At 68.3% G+C, this 20,051-nt stretch carries 20 protein-coding genes; 7 read left to right on the forward strand and 13 right to left on the reverse strand.

The annotated features are described in order from the left end of the window. The first annotated feature begins 5 nt into the window (after nt 1–5). From ACYVAN_RS12730 to ACYVAN_RS12750, 5 genes are all read left to right on the forward strand, one after another. Nucleotides 6–1,148 carry a C40 family peptidase gene (locus ACYVAN_RS12730; RefSeq protein WP_460959103.1) on the forward strand — a complete coding sequence of 381 codons (1,143 nt, stop codon included), beginning with the start codon at nt 6–8 and terminating at the stop codon, nt 1,146–1,148. Then, nucleotides 1,145–3,031: a type IV secretory system conjugative DNA transfer family protein gene (locus ACYVAN_RS12735; RefSeq protein WP_460959105.1), complete on the forward strand. Its 1,887-nt coding sequence runs from the start codon at nt 1,145–1,147 to the stop codon at nt 3,029–3,031. The genes ACYVAN_RS12730 and ACYVAN_RS12735 overlap by 4 nt, the downstream gene beginning before the upstream one ends. Then, nucleotides 3,028–3,690 (forward strand): hypothetical protein, encoded by a 663-nt coding sequence (locus ACYVAN_RS12740; RefSeq protein ID WP_460959107.1) that lies wholly within the window; start codon nt 3,028–3,030, stop codon nt 3,688–3,690. Before ACYVAN_RS12735 ends, ACYVAN_RS12740 begins: the two co-directional genes overlap by 4 nt. A gap of 104 nt (nt 3,691–3,794) precedes the next feature. Further along, nucleotides 3,795–4,412 carry a GGDEF domain-containing protein gene (locus ACYVAN_RS12745; RefSeq protein WP_460959109.1) on the forward strand — a complete coding sequence of 206 codons (618 nt, stop codon included), beginning with the start codon at nt 3,795–3,797 and terminating at the stop codon, nt 4,410–4,412. Between the two features lie 6 nt (nt 4,413–4,418). Beyond that, on the forward strand, nt 4,419–4,781 hold the full coding sequence (locus ACYVAN_RS12750; protein WP_460959111.1) for a WhiB family transcriptional regulator: 363 nt from the start codon (nt 4,419–4,421) through the stop codon (nt 4,779–4,781). 482 nt (nt 4,782–5,263) lie between these two features. Here the strand turns inward: ACYVAN_RS12750 and ACYVAN_RS12755 are convergent, their stop codons facing one another. Beyond that, nucleotides 5,264–5,890: a LysE family translocator gene (locus tag ACYVAN_RS12755; RefSeq protein WP_460959113.1), complete on the reverse strand. Its 627-nt coding sequence runs from the start codon at nt 5,888–5,890 to the stop codon at nt 5,264–5,266. A 461-nt stretch (nt 5,891–6,351) separates the two neighbouring features. On the opposite strand from ACYVAN_RS12755, the gene ACYVAN_RS12760 reads away from it, so the two are divergent. Then, a complete protein-coding gene (locus ACYVAN_RS12760) occupies nt 6,352–6,552 on the forward strand; it encodes a hypothetical protein (protein WP_460959115.1) in 201 nt (66 codons plus the stop codon). Between the two features lie 115 nt (nt 6,553–6,667). Here ACYVAN_RS12760 and mobF read toward each other — a convergent pair whose 3' ends face one another. From mobF to ACYVAN_RS12775, 3 genes are all read right to left on the reverse strand, one after another. Beyond that, nucleotides 6,668–11,770 carry a MobF family relaxase gene (gene mobF / locus ACYVAN_RS12765; RefSeq protein ID WP_460959117.1) on the reverse strand — a complete coding sequence of 1,701 codons (5,103 nt, stop codon included), beginning with the start codon at nt 11,768–11,770 and terminating at the stop codon, nt 6,668–6,670. 304 nt (nt 11,771–12,074) lie between these two features. Beyond that, a complete protein-coding gene (locus ACYVAN_RS12770; protein WP_460959119.1) occupies nt 12,075–13,130 on the reverse strand; it encodes a hypothetical protein in 1,056 nt (351 codons plus the stop codon). Nucleotides 13,131–13,789: 659 nt separating this feature from the next. After that, entirely contained in the window at nt 13,790–13,918 is a 129-nt protein-coding gene (locus ACYVAN_RS12775) for a hypothetical protein (RefSeq protein ID WP_460959121.1), read from the reverse strand. Between the two features lie 127 nt (nt 13,919–14,045). On the opposite strand from ACYVAN_RS12775, the gene ACYVAN_RS12780 reads away from it, so the two are divergent. Then, nucleotides 14,046–14,687, forward strand: coding sequence for a hypothetical protein (locus tag ACYVAN_RS12780; protein ID WP_460959123.1), 642 nt, complete (start codon nt 14,046–14,048; stop codon nt 14,685–14,687). A gap of 532 nt (nt 14,688–15,219) precedes the next feature. On the opposite strand, the gene ACYVAN_RS12785 is transcribed toward ACYVAN_RS12780, so the two are convergent. The 9 genes from ACYVAN_RS12785 to ACYVAN_RS12825 all read right to left on the reverse strand — a co-directional run bounded on the left by ACYVAN_RS12785 (nt 15,220) and on the right by ACYVAN_RS12825 (nt 20,043). Next, on the reverse strand, nt 15,220–15,648 hold the full coding sequence (locus ACYVAN_RS12785) for a hypothetical protein (RefSeq protein ID WP_460959125.1): 429 nt from the start codon (nt 15,646–15,648) through the stop codon (nt 15,220–15,222). Between the two features lie 140 nt (nt 15,649–15,788). After that, the gene (locus ACYVAN_RS12790) at nt 15,789–16,208 is read right to left on the reverse strand and encodes a hypothetical protein (protein ID WP_460959127.1); all 420 of its coding nucleotides are present in this window, start codon (nt 16,206–16,208) and stop codon (nt 15,789–15,791) included. Nucleotides 16,209–16,406: 198 nt separating this feature from the next. After that, complete coding sequence (locus tag ACYVAN_RS12795; protein WP_460959129.1) at nt 16,407–16,904, reverse strand: hypothetical protein; 498 nt, start codon at nt 16,902–16,904, stop codon at nt 16,407–16,409. A gap of 220 nt (nt 16,905–17,124) precedes the next feature. Further along, nucleotides 17,125–17,565 (reverse strand): single-stranded DNA-binding protein, encoded by a 441-nt coding sequence (locus ACYVAN_RS12800; RefSeq protein ID WP_460959131.1) that lies wholly within the window; start codon nt 17,563–17,565, stop codon nt 17,125–17,127. A gap of 321 nt (nt 17,566–17,886) precedes the next feature. After that, nucleotides 17,887–18,798, reverse strand: a complete 912-nt coding sequence (locus ACYVAN_RS12805) for a bifunctional DNA primase/polymerase (RefSeq protein WP_460959133.1) — start codon at nt 18,796–18,798, stop codon at nt 17,887–17,889. A gap of 80 nt (nt 18,799–18,878) precedes the next feature. Beyond that, complete coding sequence (locus tag ACYVAN_RS12810) at nt 18,879–19,325, reverse strand: hypothetical protein (protein WP_460959135.1); 447 nt, start codon at nt 19,323–19,325, stop codon at nt 18,879–18,881. A gap of 71 nt (nt 19,326–19,396) precedes the next feature. Next, complete coding sequence (locus tag ACYVAN_RS12815; RefSeq protein ID WP_460959137.1) at nt 19,397–19,528, reverse strand: hypothetical protein; 132 nt, start codon at nt 19,526–19,528, stop codon at nt 19,397–19,399. Nucleotides 19,529–19,567: 39 nt separating this feature from the next. Continuing rightward, on the reverse strand, nt 19,568–19,729 hold the full coding sequence (locus tag ACYVAN_RS12820; RefSeq protein ID WP_460959139.1) for a hypothetical protein: 162 nt from the start codon (nt 19,727–19,729) through the stop codon (nt 19,568–19,570). A 92-nt stretch (nt 19,730–19,821) separates the two neighbouring features. Further along, the gene (locus ACYVAN_RS12825; RefSeq protein WP_460959141.1) at nt 19,822–20,043 is read right to left on the reverse strand and encodes a hypothetical protein; all 222 of its coding nucleotides are present in this window, start codon (nt 20,041–20,043) and stop codon (nt 19,822–19,824) included. Between the last annotated feature and the right edge of the window lie 8 nt (nt 20,044–20,051).

Here is a 20,051-nt window from a genome sequence, read left to right on the forward strand (position 1 = left end):
GCGCCATGTCGGACACGGGCAAGGGCACAGTCTGGTCGATGGTCGCGATCGCGATCACCGCGTTCGTGATCACGCCCGCCGCGGTGATCGGGATCGCGGTCATGGCGGTCTCCGGCAGCCTCGGCACCGTCTTCGGCGGCTGCCATGGTGACGGTGGCCCCGGCGGTGGCGGGCAGCAGATCGGCGATCGGCAGTGGTCGGGCGAGCAGATGACCAACGCCCAGACGATCACCTCAGTGGTGCAGCAGCGGCACCTACCGAAACGGGCCGCGGTCATCGCGATTTCCACCGCGATTGTCGAATCCAACCTGATCAACGTGCACCACGGCGACCGGGATTCGCTGGGACTATTCCAACAGCGCCCGAGCCAGGGATGGGGCAGCCCGGAGCAGGTGACCAATCCGGTTTATGCCACGCACACCTTCCTCGACCACCTGGTGGAGCTGGCCGGCTGGCATCGGATGCCGCCGGGTGTGGCCCAGCAGGAGGTGCAAGCGTCGGCCTACCCGGAACGTTATGCACCACAGGAGGCAGCCGCCCGCGAGTTGATGGGTCAGTTCTGGACCGGCCCGGACAATCCGGTTCCCCCTCCGCTCGTGGTCGAGGATCCCGCTCAGCAAGCCTCGTTCAACAGCGCCGCGCTGGGCTGCCCGGACCAGGGCGGATCGAATGTCCCACTGGATCCGCAAAAACTCCCTCCGAACTATCAGCTGCCCACCGACCCCGAGCAACGCGCGGCCGTGGAATATGCACTGAGCAAACTCGGTGCTCCCTACGTGTGGGGTGCTAAGGGCCCCGACGCGTTCGACTGCTCCGGGCTCATGCAGGCCGCGTGGGCTTACGCCGGGATTCCGGTCTCGGCCGGCACCACCAGCCAGGTCCACGACGGCCACGCGGTCGGCAGCCTCCGCCAGCTCCAGCCCGGCGACCTGGTGTTCATCCCAGGCTCGCTGGGTTCACCCAGTAATCCACGGCACGTGGGCATGTACGCCGGCCACGGCATGGTCGTCAACGCCTACGACGAGTCCACCGGCGTGATTTTGGAACGCCTCGACGCCTGGGCGCCGCAGGTCGTGGCCATCCGGCGGGTCACAGAACTGGCCGCACCGGCACCACCTGCACCCGCTCAGCAAAGGAGCTCAGCATGAGCAAACACAGTCGCATCTCACCGACTGCGGATCGCGACCTCGCACTGATGGGAATCCTGGTCACGGTGCTCGGCGCGCTGCTTGCCCTGGCAGCCGGACTCATGGTCGGTTCCGCGGCCGCAACGGTATTGGCTGGCGGACCATGGCAGATGCCCGGCTTCGACACCTGGGGAGCCGGGGTGTTCGCCGTGCTCGGCAATCCCGCAGATCCGGCTGCGGGACTCGGTGCCCCGTGGGCACCGGCACTGGCCAAACGGGCGGGGCTGTACTGGGCGGTCACGCTCGCGATCATCGCGGTCAGCGCTGCCGGGCTGGCCACGGTGCTGATCCTGGCCTGGCGGCGGTTCGGGCCGTCGCAGCCCGGTCATGCCAGCCGGGAGGACATCCGCCGTGAACTCTCACCAGAGGCCGCGCGACGCACGGCGGAATGGACCCGGCCGAGTCTGAGCCCGCGCGAACGGCGCCGCGCCTCGGTGGAGAAGGTCGCCGCGCCATTGCACCGAGGACCAAATCACCAGGTCATGTGCACACCGCTGGAAAACCCGACCGGCGCGTTCGCGCCGACGCAAACGGGGAAGTCTCGCACTGATCTGGTGCACAAGGCCCTGGATGCACCCGGGGCGTTGCTGTGCTCCACGACCAAGCCCGACCTGGTCGAATTCGCCGCGCTGTCCCGCGCCCGCCGTCAGCAGGCCGGGCCCGTGCTCGTCTTCGACACCACCGGCGAAGTCCACTGGCCCGCGAAGGTGCGGTACTCGCCGGTGACCGGGTGCCGGGGCTTCAACACCGCCCGTCGCCGCGCCGAAACGCTGGTCGATGCCGCCGCAGTGGGTCTGGAGAACGTCGGTGGCAACGACAAGGTCTTCCGCGAGCGCGCGAAAACCGTCGTGCAGTCCTATCTGCTCGCCGCAGCCCACGCTGGTCGCGGTGTCGGTGACCTCGTCGCGTGGGCGATCACCAAACCGCCTGATCAAGAGCCGGTCGAGTTGCTGCGCCAGCACGGGTTCCCGGAGCTGGCCGACAACCTGCGTGCCGAGATCGGCATGGTCGCCGAAACCAGTGATGCCGTCTGGTTGAGCGTGCGCCGTGTCATCGAGCCCTGGCTGGACCCGCATCTGCGGGAGCTGTGCTCGCCGAAGCCAGGTGAGGAGTTCGACGCCCGCAGCTTCATCGGCAACCAGGGAAGCCTGTTCCTGGTGGCAGGGGAGCACCAGTCCGCCCAGGTGCGGCCGATATTGACGGCTCTCGTCGAGGAAATTCTGACCACTGAGCAGGAGCTGGCACTGTCGTATCCGTCCCGGCGGCTCGATCCACCTGCGACCAATGACCTGGACGAGCTCTTCGACGCCACCCCGGTGCCGCGTCTGCCGGAGATCCTGGCCGACTCGGCCGGTCGAGGTGTGATCATCCACTGGGCCGCGCAGAGCCTCGCCCACCTGGACACCCTCTACGGCGAAAACGGGCGTCGTCAGCTTCTGGACAACACCACGACCCTGACGCTCTGGGGCGGGATCAAGGACCCCCGGACGCTGGAATGGATCTCCACGATCGCCGACTATCACGAACGGCGGCGCTACCAGCAGCAGTCGGACGGAGTCTTCGGAATCGGCCGCACCTCGGTCGGCACCGAGTCCGTGCCGACCTACCGACCCGGCGCGGTGCGCACGGTCGATCGCGGCCGCGTCCTCGTGTTCCACCGCCACCTCAAGCCGATCCTCGCCCGCACTGTCGACGTGAAGCACCGCGGCGACTGGAAGCAGATCAAGGCCGACGTCGCCGCGGTGCGCAACGGCACAGCCGCGGTCTCTCCCACCGGATACGCCCTGACAACCCCGGCACAACCCAGTGCAGAGGCCGCCGAGCAGGAGGTGACACAGCTGTGAGCGACGACGACCTCACCCCGAGCCCGCGCCGCGAGCCCGCAACCGGGCAGGACTCCGGCGGCACCGAGGGCGTGGAAAAGCAGATCAGTGCGTTGACCGAGGTTATCGGAAGCCTCGCCAGCAAGGTCAACAAGCTCACCGGGCGGGTCGAAGCCCTCGAGAACGCCTCCTCCGCCGAAGAGAACGACGCCGACCAGGACGGTCGCCATGATCAGCCGGCTCCGTGGGTGGTATTCACCCCACCGGCCGCTGCCGAAGACCGCCAACACCGCAAGGACGACCACGATCCGAATTGGACACTGGACAACTTCGTGGCCTGGTACAACACCACCTACATAGGCCTGTCTGGGGGACCGGCCAAGCCGATTCCCGAGTGCTGGCGCGCACATCCGGGGCTGGCAATGGAGGTCGCCACCCTGGCCTACACCTGGCGGCGGGCAAACATCGGCCCCACCGCCAACGTCCGCGACGCCCAGTACTGGCACCACCAGTGGAGAACGGGCTTCGCCGCCCGACTGACCGAGTGGGTGCACACCCACTGTCTGGACGGACGCCATCGCGAAATCGGGGCCCCGTTCCGCGCCGACCGGTTCTCCCATCACGTCCACGTCGCCGAACGGATCCGCAACGAGCAGCAACCCGACCAGCGCAGCGCCTAAGTCCCCGAGCGAAAGGGCCGATCATGCTCCTCCCCGAGTGGAGATATCCCGTCCCGGCACAGTGCTGGGCATCGCGATCCACGGCGGCGCTGAGCGCGGCTGCCGTGACCGCCGCGGCCGGGTGGGCGGCCACGGCCTGTCGTCTGCACACCCGTACGCACCAACTGCACCGCGCCCACCGCGACCCGGTCACCGGGCTGCTGACCCGCGGGGCGTGGGAACCCGCCGCACAAGCCGGACTGCGGCACCACGACAGCGCGCTCGGCCTGATCGACCTCGACGAGTTCAAAACCATCAACGACACCTACGGCCATAAGACCGGTGACCAGGTGCTGCGTGCGGTAGCGACCCGGTTGAGAACCGAACTCGGACACCCGGCGGTGGTGGGCCGGCTTGGGGGCGACGAGCTCGCCTTCGTCACCCGACCTATAGGCCCCGGCCAGCTCGACAACCTGCTGGTCACGCTCACCGCGCCGATCCCGGTCAACACCGCCGGCCTACTCCGGGTGGGGATCTCACTCGGTATCAGCACGCTGGGCCACCGCGCACCGTTGTCCGATGCGCTGGCCGCAGCCGACCTGGCGATGTACGAGGCCAAGGCACGTCGAGGCGGATGGCGACTGCACGCCCCGCACTCCCTGCACACACCATTCCCACAGCGTGAAGACCCTTCCAACAACAGAACAATCCCATGTTCCTCAGCCCCGGGTGTCGAGAGGTGAGCGGTAATGACCACACATTGGGAAGAACGGGCCGCGTGCACTGGCACCATGCTTGAACTCTGGTACGGCACCGACGACTACGACGAGCCACGCGATCAAGCACGATGGCGGCGCCGTCGCGCATCCGAATTCTGCGCGATCTGTCCGGTGTGGACGGAATGCCTGGCCGAAGAACTGGTCCGCCCCCTGTCCCAACAGCATGGAATCCGCGGTGGGCTCACCCCCCGAGCGCGAGAACGGCTGCTCGCACGCTGGCGTGCTGCCAGTCTCGTGCCCGAACACGGGCCTCCTGGCGACGTCGAGTTCGTCCGCACTTTGCTGTCCAAAACCGTCCTCCCGTCCAACGTGCGGTACTGCCACCGCAGCTGAGGGGCCGAACGATATCTCCACCAAGTCGGCCTGATGAGGAAGCCAGCATGATGCGCCTGCAGTTGCGGCCACGTCGAATACTCCGACAGCTGGATTTGACTCCTCCCGTCGTCGGCCTCTTTGGCTACCGTCGTGGGTCCGCGACGGGGACGTCGCTGGCCTATCTCTGCTGGGCTGGCGACGCGTCAACGTCCAAGACCTCCGATAGCACCCCATCGCAGGGGGCGGACTCCGCCCCCTGCATGATCCCAACGGAACCGACAACAGCTGGCCTCTTCGGCCACTACGCTTTCACCAACACATCACCCGGCAAGCTTCGGCCGCTACGGGAACCCAGCGATCCCGCCGACGAGGCCTGAACGCAGTGTCCGCAGGGGTTCGGTGTCGAGAATGGGAAGCTGCTGCGCGAAACCCAGTGGAGACGGTCGTAACTTCTGAGTTCGCCATCGATGTCGAAGACCTGCTGCAGTGGGAACGGCTAGTTACCGTTGAACGGCCAGTCCAATGCCGAGAGTGATGAATATTCCTCCTGTTGCGGTCTCTAGTCGCCTTCGAGCGACATGTCTGTGTCGAAGCCATGCGCCGATCCGTCCGCCGAGCATGCCGACTGTGCCGTCGACGAGGAACTCGAGCACGACCAGAATTGTGCCGAGGATGGCGAACTGCACCCAGACGTGCCCCAGCTCTGGCTTGATGAACTGGGGCAAGAAAGCGATCGTGAAAGTGACCATCTTCGGGTTGAGCAGGTTGCTCCCCAGGCCGGTGAGATACGCCGAGCGTGCCGTGACTGTGCCAACCTCTGGCACTTCGGCCTTTTGCCTGCGGTAACGAATGATCTGTGCACCGAGGTAGATTAAGTATGCGGCGCCGATGAGCCGTACCACTATGAATGCTGCTGGCACCGCCGCAAACAGAGCGGCGAGTCCTGCTGCCGCTACGGCAATGTGGACAACCTCGCTGGTGGCTACCCCGGCTGTGGCGAGTAGACCCGCGCGCGGGCCGCTCCTGGCACCGCATCCCAAAACGAACAGCATGTCGGGCCCCAGAGTAATCATGGCAATGAACGTGGTCACGACGAAAGCAGCAAGCAGCTGTTGGTCGATCGGCATGCACTGCATCGTGGCATACCTCCTCGCCATCTTCGCCGAATTCGAGGTCGAGACCTGCTGCGTATGCGAACCGGCGAAGGCATGGTCACCAAGGACCAAGGGCAGGCCCCGTGGCAGTTGACCGAAGCGCAGTCCCAAATAGCAGGCCGAACTGCGGCGCATGGGGCGACAACCGACTACTCGATCGCCGACCTCCCCGAGCCATCTCCGTCGACGGGGACACGGTCTACCGCACACTGGAACGGGCCAGGTCTTAAGTCAAAGCTTGATGTCAGCGCTTTGGCTACTTGGCGGTTCGAAACAGCTTCGGGAGTTCGGGCCTACTAGCGAAACTTTCCGCGGTGGTGCGTGTGTTCTGCCAGCTCCCGACGGAGGTTGTGTCGGATAGGTTGATCGTGCAAGTCCGATCGAGACGGGTCAGGCAAGCGCCGTCAGGCCATCCACGGCGCAACGTCTCACTTATGACCGTCCGACACGAGAACTCGGGGGAGACGAGTGAGATGCCCGAGGACATGGGCGACTTGGTCGAGCAGATCGGACACCTTACGAATGTGAAGGCCGCGGTGGCTCCGGAGGCAGCCAAACGGAAGCCGGACACGCTGATCTTCACCTTCGGCCGGGCGGCGGTCGGCGCGGCCTTGGTGATGGTGGCGCCAGCCTAGATGGTCGAGTTGACTACCCCTGAAGCCGAACCGGCTGCGGTTGTCGACGGCAGCATCTCCGACTGGGACTGATCCGGCGGCTGCAGACGACTCACCGTGCCGAGCCACAGCGAGCTCAGAACCCCATGCCGGAGTGGAACCCACTGTCCTGATCCAGTTCTTCGTCGTCGTAACCGTACCGCTCGTAGTCGGTCGCATCCTCACGGTTGTCGGGACGGACCGCTTGACGTTCGGTGTCGTCGTCGCGGTAGTTCTCGCGCGTTTCGAGCACGTCGTCGCGCAGGGCCTCGACCCGCTCGGTGGTGTTGTCGCGCTGGAAGTTCTGGTTCGGGTTGGTCATCGTCGTCTGCCTCCATGTGTCGATGATCGTGCGCCAGGCATGAGCTCTGGCGCTGTCGCCGCTGGGTTCGGGCCCCAGCGGCGCGTCCGGGTGGGTGGTGCGGGTGTTGTAGGTCTCGCGGTAGGCCGCGGCCAACCCTGCGGCCTCATCCCAGCGCTCGGCGGCGGCCGGGTCGTCCGGGCGCGGGCCTAGGTATGCGGTCCAGGTCGGTTGTTCGATGGCGACCGTGGCGCGTAGCTCGTCCAGCCGTGCTCCGACAGCCGCACCGAGTTGGTTGAGGTGGTCGGCGAGGTCGGGGGCGGCCGTCTGCGCGGTGTGGTGCGGTGCGACCAGCCAGGGAAGCACGGGTTGCTCGCCGACGCCCTGGTCGCGTTGCTCGGCGAGCTGGTCGACGACAACCTGCGCGGCGTAGCGGTGCGCTTCCATCGGGTCGTTTCCCGGGCGGTCGGCCAGTTGCTGCGCGGCAGTGGTGACTGCAGTGTCGGCGTCCAGGCCCTCGGCGGCGCCTGCGGCGGCGTGCCGCCACACGAGTCGCCAGGAGTCGGTGGTGACGTCCTCACGGGCAGTGTTCTGGGCGGTCCGGGCTTGCCATCGGTCGGTCTGCTCAGGGGTGGGGTCGGTAACACGAGCCGGGGGCTGTCGGTCGGCGAGGTGGTGTTCGACGCGCCAGCGCAGGACCGCAGCCGCGTCGTCGACGTTGTCCAAGCTGTCCCGGTCGGCGGCCTTGCCGACGAGTCGGTCGACCTGCCACCCGGCCTGTTCTGCGCGGCGCAGGGTGGCCAGCAGCGCGGGTTCGGCAGGCTGGTCCAGGGCCTGTGGGGCGTGCTCGGTCAAGGCTTGGTGCGCGACTCGGTCGAGCAGTGCGCGCGTGGTGCGCTGATGGCGCTCGACCAGGACCGGCAGCGGCTCTTCGTGCCGAGTGGCGGAGACGGTGTCTGAATCGGCGATCACGGAGGCCAGCTCGGCGGTGCCGAGCTCGGCGCGCAGCCGATCGAGGACGCTGTCCTCGCCGGTGCTGGTTCCGTGTTGGCTCTCGGGGTTGGTCTGTGGTTCGGAAGTCCACTTCTCGATGAGGTCGTGCCAGGCGCGGGCGCGCAGGCCCTGGCTGTTGGGCTCTTCCCCGAGCGGGTGGGCAGGGTCGTTGCTGGTGATGCCGTAGGTGTCGCGAAAGGCCGCGGCGAGCCCTGCGGTCTCGTCCCAGCGTTTGGCGGCTGCCGGGTCGTCCGGCCTCGGGCCGAGGGAGGCGGTCCAGCGGGGTGGGTCGGCCACGACCTGGGTGCGCAGTTCGGTGTAGCGGTCGTGGATCGCGCCGTCGAGGCGCTGGAGGTAATCGATCAGCTCAGCGCTGAGGCTGACTTGATCAGGACGGGCCAGCCACGGCAGGACCGGTTTCCATCCCGCTCCGTTCGCGCGTTGTTCGGCCAGCGCGGAGGAGACGGCAGTAGTCGCGTAGCGATGCGCGTCCATCGGATCGTGGGCTGGCCGGTTCGCTAATTCCTGCGCGGCGCTGGTAACCGCAGCCTCAGCATCCAGCCCCTCGGCGGTGGCGACGGCAGCCTGCCGCCACACCGGCATCCAGGTGGTTTCCTCGACGTCGGCGGTGGAGTCGTGGAGCTCGACGGCGGTGCGCCAGCGGGTGGTCTGAGCCATCGTGGGTGGGGCAGTGCGCTCGGGTGGTTGGTCGTGCAGGAGGCGTTGCTCGATACGCCACTGCAGGACTGCGGAGGGGTCGTCGGCTCCGGCCAGTGAGTCTTGGGCCAGGGTCGCGGGAATGAGGTGTTCGGCTTGCCATCCGAGGTCTTCGGCGGTGCGCACGGTTTGTCGTAGCGCGGGTGTGGCTGGCAGGTCCAATAGCTGTGGAGTGTGCTCGGCCAGCACGGCTTCGACGCGTTCGTCGGCGCCGAGATGTGACACGTAGTCGTGGTGACCGACCAGGGTGCGCAGCGATTCGGCCTTGTCCAGCGACGCGCGCAGTTCCTCGGTCGCCGAGGTCTCCGCGCTGCTGCGCTGAAGTGCGGTCTCAAGCACCCCGCGTGCGGTGCGCTCGGGCGGGGTCTCCTGGTGCGAGTCGATGGTGTGCTGGACGGTTTCGACGTAGAGCTGGTTGTGGTGCTCGGCGCGAGTGACTTGGGTGTAGAGCTGTTCACGGGAGAGCCCTTGGGGCACGACGCCGTGCGCCGAGCCGCCCTTGATCGACATGCCCTGCGACCGGTTGACCGTGGCCGCGTAGGCGAGTTCGACGTGCTCGGCGACGTAGTCGGCTGGGAGCGTCACGTTGCCGCCGCTGCCCTGGTGACGCAGTTTGAGCCCGCCGCCGGGACGGAAACCCAGCACCTGCCAGGTGTCGCCGTTCTTGACGAAGTCCTTGCCGCCGAACAGGGTTTTGAGCCGGTCGTTGTGGCGGGTGACGATCAGGTCGCCCTTGCTGGCCGCGGTGCCATCGTGCAGCTGCACCGCTCGGCCGTCGTCGACGTCGCCGCGGTGCAGCCGCAGTTCGCGGGCCTGAAGGTTCAAGGCGACGACGTCTTCGTTGGCGGGCACGATCAGCAGCGACGGGCGACCAGCATCGAGGTCGGTGCGCCAGGCGCGGTGCGCAGCGTCGCGCATCGTCTCCCGGCTGCCCTCGTGCACCCAGCCTTGTGTGAAGTAGTAGTCCAGCCCGCTCGGGTCACCGGCGTGCAGCTTCAGGGAGGCAGCGGCCTGCTCACGGTCGGCGAACCGCACCACCTCGCGCAGCCGCAGCGCGCCGTTGCAGTGCTCGAACCAGCGCACCGCGCCGCCGGCTTCAACGGCCGCCAACTGCTTATCGTCACCGACCATCCGCACATTGGCGCCCCGGTTCAGGGCGTAGCGCACGACGTCGTGCAGCGTGTGCGTGCCTGCCATCGCGGCCTCGTCGATGATGAGCACATCGCCGCGGGTGAACGGGAACGCCCTCTCGGCGGTGCCGAGCTGCATCGCCGTGGTGACCTGGTGCAGCGTATGCGGCCGAGCGTTGATGGAGGAACCGAGCTCTTGGGCGGCGCGCGCCGACGGCCCGAACGCGAAGACCTCGCCTGCGTCGGCGCGCCAGGCATCGGCGAAGACCCGCATCGTGGTGGTCTTGCCCGCACCGGCAGGGGCGTACAGCAGCTGCACCCGGCGCCCGGAGGTCGCGAACCCGGCGACCGCATTTTGCTGTCCAGCGTTGAGTTTCGCGCCGCCAAGGGCGCGGTTCACCGTGGCGTCGCTGATGCGGACCCCGTCGCGACGCCGCCCCCACGCGGCCAGTGCGGACTCTTCGCGCAGCGTGCGGTGTGTGGTGAACCGCTGAGCGTTGTGCTCGACGAACACGCTCGCGCCGGAGGCGCGGCGCAGCTCCGCGGGTTCGTCGACCGTGGAGGGGGCCTGAAGCGCCACGGTGTCGGCGTCCCGGATGACCGCCTCAACGACCTGCCCGACGGTGTGGTCACGCGTCCCGTCGGGCACCCGCAGGTGCGCGGTCTGCCGATGCGCCTCGGCTTCCAGGTTCCAGGCGTTGAAGTGGCTGTAGTGGTCGGAGACGGTCGCCAGCGTGCGAGCGGCGAGCTCAGCGACATCGATTTCGGCGACGGCTTCCGGCGTGCCGCCGAAGACCCGTCGACCCAGTGCGCGGAGCACCGTCTCGCCGACCATATCGCCGGCCTGGGAGCTCCAACGGTGTAGGTGCTCGGACAGCGAGCAGGGCGCCTGCTTGGCCTCCCGGGTGCCGTACTGCGCGCGGCGGCCGATCTCCAGGATCTCCTTTGGACTGGGCTCTCGGCCGTGGGAGCGGCGGAACTCCACGATCGCGCGGGCGCGCTCCTGCTCGACCGCCGAGGCACGCTGCGAGAACCCAGCCAGTAGTTCGGCGGGCACACCGTCGAGTTCCCAGACCGGACGTTTGAGATCGAACCCGCCGTTGGGCCGCTCACTCCAGCGCGCTCCCTGCTCGCGGAACAAGTCCCGCAGCCGCGAGTTGTAGTGCTCCGAGGTGGTCACCGACGCGGCCAAGACGCTGCGCCCGTCCAAGGTGGTCCATTTCCCGTCCGGGCCCTGGACCTTGGCGCTGATCGGCACGTGGGTGTGCAAGTGCGGATCACCGCTGCGGCTGTCCCAGTGTTCGAAAATGGCCGCGGTGATGCCCTTGACGTCGTACTGGGCGTAGCCGCCGTCTCCTTTGCGGGTGTAGGCGACGTGGTCCTCGAAGTACTGCAAGGTGTCGCGCACGGCCTGACGATGCAGGTCGACGATCTGCTCGCGGGTGGTCTCATCCGACAGCGCCCACGCCACGCTCACGCTCTTCGGCGGGGCGAAGACGAGCTCGTAGCCGCTGGTGGCGGACTTCAGATCCCGCTTCTGCTCAGCCAGCCAGCGCTTGAGCTGAGCGTCGCTGGGTTGCGCGCCGTCGTGGGCGTCGGCATACGCCTGCACCTGGACGTCGCGGCGGATCGCCACGCGGGTCGACTCCTCGATCGGCGCCCCGATCGGCCGGTCGTGCTCCAGGTTGTACGCCTTGTAGGCGTCGACGACCTTGCTGCGCAGATCGTCGATTCCACCGTGCTGGCGGAACCGGTAGCCGAGTTTCGTGGCTGCCAGCGCCTGCTGCGGCGATACGCCGGCGACGATCTTCTCCGCTTCGATGCGGTCGGCGTCCGGATGCCTGCCCTCGCCGTACAGGGCATTCATCTGCGCCGCGGTGACGTCACCGTCCATCCCCAGTGCGGCGGCCCCGCGACCGAACCACTGGCCGGGTGGATAGCCATGCGCGGTGTAGTAGTCGCTCAGTGCTTCGCCGGGTTCGAGCTCCCGGTCGCCGCACGCGACGCTGCCGGTCAGGTACTCGTGACCGCCGGGGCTGATTTTGCGAACACCGATCACGGTGCCCCCTCCCTCAGCGGTTTCTTGCCAGGTCGAACGCACTCACGCTAAGCGGGCCGCGGCGGGCGTCCGTCGCAGACTCAATCGATACAGTTCCGGGGAGCATTCAGAATGCAAGAGGTGCTGTGTGCGAGGTGAGGGAGCAGACCAGGGGATCGGTGGCACGGTCGGCGGGTGAGGCGCGGCGGGCAGCGGAAGCGGCGCGGTCGGCAGGGGCGCGACGGCCTAGCGGGGTGCTGGAAGCGGGGCATACGAACAGGCCCCCGGTCAGTTGACCGGGGGCCTGTGGGGGCGGCGGTGGCCGCTACGCGGCCAGTGTGGCCGGTTCCGCCTCGGCGGCGGCGCTCGGCACGATCGACAGGGCGGGCGCGGTCTCTAGCGCGCGGCACCCCGCGCACTGTCCGTCATCGACGGGCAGGTGTCGGAGGTCGCGCGGGCGGCGGTCCTCTCCGCACGTCTGGCAGGCGGGCAACTCAGGCGCGGCGGACTGGCCAGCGGGCTGGGCCGCATTCGCGGTCACCCACGCCGCGACAATGTCGCGGTCGGTCTGGTTGCCGTAGCGGTGCCATTCGGCGCGGAGGTGATCCAGCGCGCGGGGGTAGTGCTGGTGGATGTAGGCGCATAGGGCCTCGATCCCCTTGGCTCGGGTGGCGTCGGTGGGCAGCGCGATGCCGGGGCGGCCCAGCTCGCGGCACTCCGAACACAGCCCATCGCGGTGGGCGCGGTCGGCGACGCTGGGCACCAGGTTGCAACCCAGCGCCACGCACGGGCGGCCACCGTCGCGGACTGCTGTGGTGCGCGGGTCGGGGCGGTCCTGGTCGGACATGACCGGGTAGACGGCGGCGGCCTCGTAGTCGAGCGCGTAACCGTCAGGACGGGCGGTGCGCTGCGGAGCGTCGTCGACTCCGGCGCGGGTGGCCGCGTACTCGGTGACGGCGCGGGCTTCGGTGCGGGCACGCTTGCGGGCGCGGCGAGGTTCCGGCCGAATCTCAGTGGTGACGTCTCCGCCTGCGCGGCGCTGGGCGCGGGCCTGTTCGATCGCGCGGCGGTCCCAGCGCGGGGCGTGCTCAGGCTGCGGCTCGGTGGCCTGGTCGCGCTGCTCTCCGGGGCGCGGGGCGCACGCGGCGATGACCGCTTGCGTGCGCTCGTCGGAACGTCGCCAGTACTCGCGGAGTCGCTTCACTGCGGTGCGCGGGCAGGTCGTCAGGATGCCTGCGCAGGTCGCCAGTACGTGGCGTTCGTGCTCGTCGGCGCTGGTCAGCGTTTCGTGCCACTGCTCGCGGGCGGCGCGGATGTCTCCGGTGCGCAACAGCGCGGCGACAGAGAGAACGGAGTCCGAAATCGTCCCAGGATACGACATGGATAAATCCCAATCAGCGGTTTTTGTACGATCGCCGGCCTTGGCGGTGTCCGGCTTTCTTACGGTTCCCATTCTAGTCGACATTCAAGCCTTCCAGCAAGAAAAGACGGGTATTTATACCCCGAATTCCTTAAGTTGCCGAGTCAAGACGAGTAGGCTTTGACCTGCGCGTTTATTTCAGTAAAAGGGGAGTTTCCCTCGACAAATAACCCCCGAATGGCCCTGCATGTCCTTTCTTCCCCTGTCCCTTCGATATAGGCCAATCTCTTCGCGTGGGACTGCCGGGTCAAGGGCGGGGCCTCGAAATTGCCCGGAATTGTTCGGAGCTTGCGGAGAAGAATTCCGGGCAATTTTGGGGTGCCCTTGAAGCGGTTGGCCCACACGTCAAGACAATCCGGCCGCGAAGGGGCGGGGAAAGAAAGGGGATGTCTTCTCAATTGTTCGGAGCGTGAGCGGAGAACAATGGCTGTCCTGCGAGGGTGACGCGCGGCCGCCCACCTGCGCGGTGGGGCATGGTCGCGCGCCGCAGTGGTCGGGCACCAGGCCGTGGTGATCGTGCCCGGCGGTGGGGCTGTCCCGTCACGGTCGGCGTGGCTGCTTGGGCGACCGCGGCGTCGAGGGTGGTAGCTACAATGACCTCGCGTCTGGTGGCACGGGCCTCAGCGGGCCTTGTACGACACCGGGCGCTGGGTCGGCGCGGTCTTGGCGGAGCCACCCGTGGTCAGCCTTCGGGCTGTCGCGTCGACCCGGAAGGCGTGCCCGGCTTCGGCCGGGCACGCCTTCGCCATCTGCACTCCTTTTCCTGCTCGACGGTCCGCCGGACTCGGCGCGTCGGGACGCTGCGGCCTCAGACGTCGTTAGCGTGAAAGTTCCTTCGGTATCGGGTCCGCAGGCACGTCAGGAGGGAGTGTGGAGATGACCGAGTCGACGACCACCCGTGGCAAGCGGCCGCGCCGGTCGACCAGGATCAGTCAGCGACTGGAGCGCGTCCGGCAGCGCAACGCTGATCAACTCGCCGAGCAGCGGGCGCGGGAAGAACGCGTGGAAACCGCTCTGGGCGAGTTCGTCGAAGCCGGGGACGCCATCGCGACGGAGGAGCACGCCTGCGAGGAAAAGGTCGCGACCTACCAGCGCAAGATCGACGAGCTGCGCTCGGAGACGCAACAGAAGGTCGCCGACCAGCACGCCCGGCAGGCGCAGGCGGCCCTGGCGATCCACGAGGCGGGCCGGACCGTGGACCAGGTGGCCGAGCTGTTGGAGCTGCGATCGGAAAAGGAAGCGCGCCGACTGATCGCCGCCGGGCGCGAAGCCGCCGATCCGGACACCTCGTCCGAGAGCCCAGTCCAGCCGCGCCCGGAAGCGAATGGGCAGACCCAGCGCGACGCGGTCGCATGCTCGTCCGAGCGCGCTGCGGGCTCGGCGGTTCCGGAGCATCCACGTCCGGCCAGCACCGGGTCAGGGGAACAGGCTCATCTGGGCGGGGTCGATGCTCAGCAGCACCGCTCGCACACGGGTTTCGTTCCAGCCGTCGCGGACGGCGGCGGCCAGAGCGTGTGAGCGCTCGGCCCGCTCGTGGTGCAACAACCCGGACCACCGGCGGATCCACCAGCGTGGGCGCCGCCGCGGCCCTTGGCGGCCAGCGGCGAAGGTTGTCAGCCTGCGTCGACGGCCAGATGTGCCCGATGGACGGGTCGGGGTGGGCGCGCACGCAGATGGGGTTGTCGTAGTCGCCATGCTCGATGACTTGCCCGTACTCGATGGGCACGCCGAGTTGGTAGGCGGCAGCGAACCGGTGCGCTTTCACGGTGCGTTCCCGACCGCCTCTGGTGATCGAAAACGTGCCGTACCCGTCGTTCGAGATGGCGCCGCGAGCCCAGATCGCGCAGGGCCCGTCAGGGCTCAACACCACCTTCCGGTAGAAGCGTTCGATCTCGGCGGCGTGCAGGACCGGATCGACGACCAGAGCCTCGGTCAACGGCGGCGCAGCCGGTAATGGTTCGGGGCGGGTGGGTGGACCGACTGGTCGGGGAGCGGGCCAGGTTTGACCGGCTCCCCGACCAGCGGCGGCGTCTCCGGCCCGCTCATAGCCTCACCGGTGGGCGGGGCGGCCGTACATCCCCTGACGTGCCAGCACGGTTTCCCGGTGGAAGCCGCGGACCCACAGAATCACGGTCAGCACCACCGCGGCGGCGATGATCGAGAACGAGACGACGGTGCTGGGCTCGCCCTGGGCGACCGCGACGGCCAACGGCAGAGCGGGCAGCCCGGCGAGGGTGAACAGCAAGCGGCGGCGCGGCGCGTTCGGCGCGAACCATCGGTGGGTGATCCACGCGATGGCGAGCCCGGCCAGGGCACCCAGCACGGCGAGCACCGGCACACCGGTCAGCCAGGCGCTGCCGCGGGCGAACGCATGGCCGGTGGCGATGTTGAGCAACCCCGCGGCGGCGGCGCCGAGGATGACGCCCAGGCCGGCGGCGCCGCAGAGTCGGGCGAAGACGACGTAGGCGCGGAATCTCATGTCGATCGAGGGTACGGCACAGCGGCGACATGATCGGCCCGTCTGATGGGTGTGACGTCCGGAGACGTTGCCCGCCGTGGTTTGGAGCCCGGCGGGCTGGCGCGGTTCAGCCGGTGCCACGGCGGACGCCTCCATCGTCGTCACCAGACGCGTCGGCGTTCGGGGGGCAGCTGCGGGTGCTGGTCGATGATCTGGTGGATGCGCTTCAGGCTCGACGCCTCACGCCAGGGGCCGTCGGTACAGGCGAGCTTGGAAAACAGCCGCAGCCGGGCGGCGGCGACGTCGGTCCGGTACGGCCAGGACTCGCGCTCGCTTTGACCGAAGCTGTGCCAGCACAGCTGGAAGCGATACGACGGGTGGCGGATACCGAGCTGTACGTCGAGGAAGGGAGAATCGTCGGTGGCCTCGGCCCACTGCACCAGGGTGAACCAGCCCGCGGCGCGGGCACGGTCGACCAGTGCACGTGCCGCGGCGGGAACCGCCGGGGCGGCGCGTCCGGACGGCAGCGTCGGGACGAGGGCGGTGAAGCCTTCACGGGAAACCGGCTGGGTGGTGGTCACGGGCGGCCTCGCTTTCAGTCGGACTGGGGCGGATCGCCTGCGGTGAGCTGGCGGTGACCGTGGGCGCGGTAGGCCGTGGCGAGGTCGCGGAAGCCCTGCACGTTGCGGGCCAGGGTTCGACGCTGCCGGCGACGAACAGCGCGGACGCATCGCGGTGGTCCAACTTGGCCTGCTGCACGTGGGCGTGGTCCTCGTTGGCTACGGCGAAGCGGAACAGCCTGACCGCGTCGGCGTCGCGGGCGCGTTCGGGAAGTTCCACCGGCCTCCGCCCTTCGCTGATGCTCGACAGCCGGCGTGTTGCGGCGTCATCGCGCAGGATGCGCGCGGCCAGGGCACGGTCCTGGAGGGCGAGCCGGAACCAGGCCACCTCTTCGCGCCAGGTGACTGGCAGAGCTCGCAGACCTCCTCCCGCCAGGTGCCGGGCGCGAGGTAGACGCGGTAGGTGCGCTGGCCGTCGCAGGCTTCGCAGTGGGACCGCCAGAACCGGCACATCGGTGAGCCGACGTACCAGCCTTCGGTGCGGCAGGACTCGCAACCGCAGCGTTCCCCGGTCTCGTAGCGGCCCGAGATCGGTGGTCTCGACGGCAGCCGCACGTGGTGCGGGTGGCTGGGGTCGAAGAACAGCTCGTAGGCGTAGGCGGGCCCGAAGGTGACCTCGTGGTCGAAGCTGTCGAGCTGCGGGGTGGATGTGTTCATGGGATGGCCTCCGCGGCGGGTGGGCAGCTGGGTTGGCCCGGCCGGGCACCGGGGAAGGCGGGTGCCCGGCCGGGGTGAGCGGGCAGCGGCGCCGGTGGAGAGCCGTCGCGCGCCCAGCTCCGCCAGGTGGTCTGTGAGGGGGTGTCTCCGGGTGGAGTGCGGGCATGAAAACGGGGCACGACACTGAAGTGCCGTGCCCCGGAGCGGGCAGTGCTGCGGATCAGAAGGGCGCCTGCTCACCGACGTCGGCGCCGGCCCAGGGAATTTCACCGTCATCGGCGATCGCTCCTTGCGACCGGCTTACCTTGTTGACCTTCGCGGTCGCATAGCGCAGGTCGGGGCCGATCGCGTCGACTTCCAGCTCCATGACGGTGCGTGGTTCGCCTTCCTTGGTCTCGAACGAGCGCTGCCGGAGACGGCCCTGGACGATCACGCGCATCCCGCGCGTCAGCGTCTCGGAGACGTTCTCGGCCAACTGCCGCCAGATGTTGCAGCGCAGGAACGTCGCATCGCCGTCCTTCCACTCGCCGGTCTGCCGGTCGTAGTACCGCGGGTTGTTCGCCACGGTGAGGTTGGCGACGGCTGCACCAGAGGGGGTGAACCGCAGCTCGGGGTCCGCGGTCAGGTTGCCGATGACGGTGATGACGGTTTCGCCGGTCATGACGGGCCTCCTACGAAGTCGGTGATGTGCGAACACCGACAACCCGCTCACCACCTGCACCAACTCGGTCGGTGACCGGGTCCGTGCCCGAGGGGCTGTCGATCTGCGACTCCCGGATCAGGGCGTGGCTGGTGGTGCAAGGGTGCGCGCCAGCGCATCGGCGAAGCCGACGCCGAAGGCGCCCTGGTGCCGCCTGTCGCGACCTGATCTGCTCCGCGTAGATCGACAGCCCCGGCACGGAGCCCGGCCGCCCGCTTCCCCTGACCCGCTCTTGGCGCTCAACAGTGGGTGTGGAATCGCCGAAACTCGGTAAGGATGTGGCTAGCTGGCGGGTTCAGCGGAGATGTACCGCGGCCGCGCGTAGCCCCAGGCCAGGCCATCCCGGATCGTCTGGGTCACCTCGCTCTCGGTGAACCCGTTGTGTCCGACGTGGGCCTGTGCTGCGACGTGCAGAGCGGTCTCGGCGGTGTGCTCGTCGAGCACACCGCCACCGACCAGTCCGCCCAGGCGTCCGGCGGCGCGCAGCAGGGTGTCATGCCGCAGGCCCGTGGTCGCCGCGGCGACTGCCGCGGTTTCCCCCTCGATCGCGGCGATCACGTAAGCGCTGGCCCTCCTGGCAGGGAGGACCAGGTCGACCGGCTCCGGCAGGGGCGGTGGCGTCAGCGCGGTGACCAGCCATTCCGGAAGCGGGGCGATCTCGGCGTGACGCACCGCCCGGTAGCGACCGTTATGGGTGATCGATCCCGCGGCGACGATGTACCCACCGCTGCCGCGGGTATCGACCTTCCACCAGCGCCCGGTCTGGGACCGCAGCTCAGGCTCGGCGGGGGCCTGGAAGTACAAGTGCAGGCCCTTGCCCGGAGTGCTCACGGTATAGGTGTCACCGGGGTACCGCTCATCTTCTTCGGCAGCCAGCCGGGCGAGCACGTCGCGTCCGCGGTGAGCGAATTCCCACCGCTCCGGTGCACGCTGTCCCTTGGCATCGTCGAGATCGACGACGAGTAGGCCGCTGGGGCCGCAGGCAATGCCGATGTTGTACGGCACTACCTGCCACCACGCTCGGATCTGGTCCGTATCTCGGGTGGCGGCCGACTCCCAGTGGCGCACCGCAGGCTTCTTGCTGCGCGGCCGCAGAGGAAACACCGCATGACCGGTTTTGACGGCCTCCAGCGCGGCCCGCATCAACCGCGGTGGACCGGAGGCACAGGTTCTCATCGTGGCTGGACTGCTCATGGTTCTGTCCTTCCTAGAAGAGAGCGTAGGGGCGGTACCGCCCACGGGCGTCCCGACAACGCCCCTGCACACGCTGTCGATCAGGCGGAATGCAGAGCGTGGCGCACCAGGTGCGCCAGCCAGGGCAACGACGGCGGGTGTCTGTGGAGCCCACCTTCGGGCACCACGCCATCGACGGTGAGTTGCCAGTAGTCGCCGCGCGGCCCGTACGGGGCGGTCTCGCGGCGCGAGATCACAGTGACCGGCTGGCCGATGTTGGCGCGGACGACGGCGGTGACTTCGATGCCCACCGGTAGGCGGGCTGGGGCTTCCAGTTCGCGGTAGTCCAGGGCGAGCGGGACCGCACGCAGCCGGCGGCTGATCTCGACCAGCACGCCACGTGCGTGGTTCCATGCCCCGTACTCCCCGACGCTGCCCCGCCTTGGGATGTTCGAGTCGACCTCGTCCGGCAGCACATAGCTGCGCCGGTAGTCGTGCGGTCCGAACATCCGAGGCGACACGGGTAGCGATGCAAACATGATCGTCATGGCGAACCTCCTTGAAACGGCATCGGTGGCGTGCGGCTCACGGAGGCCGCAGGCCCGCACGCCTACGGGAGTCACTCGCCTGCGTGTCGCAGGCCATCGCGGTCGAAGAGGCGGCCGTAGGTCAGCTCGCCGACGGCCGCGGCGGCAGTGGCAAGCGCGTCGAGCTCCATACCGGTCTCCTCACTCTCGGGATTCGTGATCATGCGGCGGTTTGGTCGGTCTCCCGCGCAGCGCAGTGCGGGTCAGTTCTCCTTGTCGTCGTCCTCGGCTGCGACCTGCTGGGCGACGGTGACGTCCTCGTGCAAGCGCAGGCGCTCGACCAGGACCTCCAGGAATTCGGGTAGGTGCATCAGGACGATGAACGTGAGCCCGGTCAGGAAGACGGCGAGAATGGCCTCAAACATATTCCACATAGGACACCCCTTGGCGTTGGAATGTTGTGCAAGAAAAAGGAAGGCATCACGCAGCAAGTCCGTGGTCGGACTGGTAGCGCGGGTCAATGCAGGTGTGGTTCGTCGCAGTCCTGCTGGTGTGCCAGCAGCCAGTAGTTGGCTCCGTCGTGGTGGCAGATGGAGTCCAGGAAGCTGGCGAGGACATTGACCTCGAAACAGGTCAGTGCAGGGCCGATGTGGTTGGCGAGCATTTCGTCCTCGAAGGTCTCGGCGAGGATCTGGATGGGGTCGTAGTGCGAGGGCACTTCGGTCGCGGTGATGGTCACGGCGTTCT

This window comes from Parasphingorhabdus pacifica (assembly GCF_054779195.1).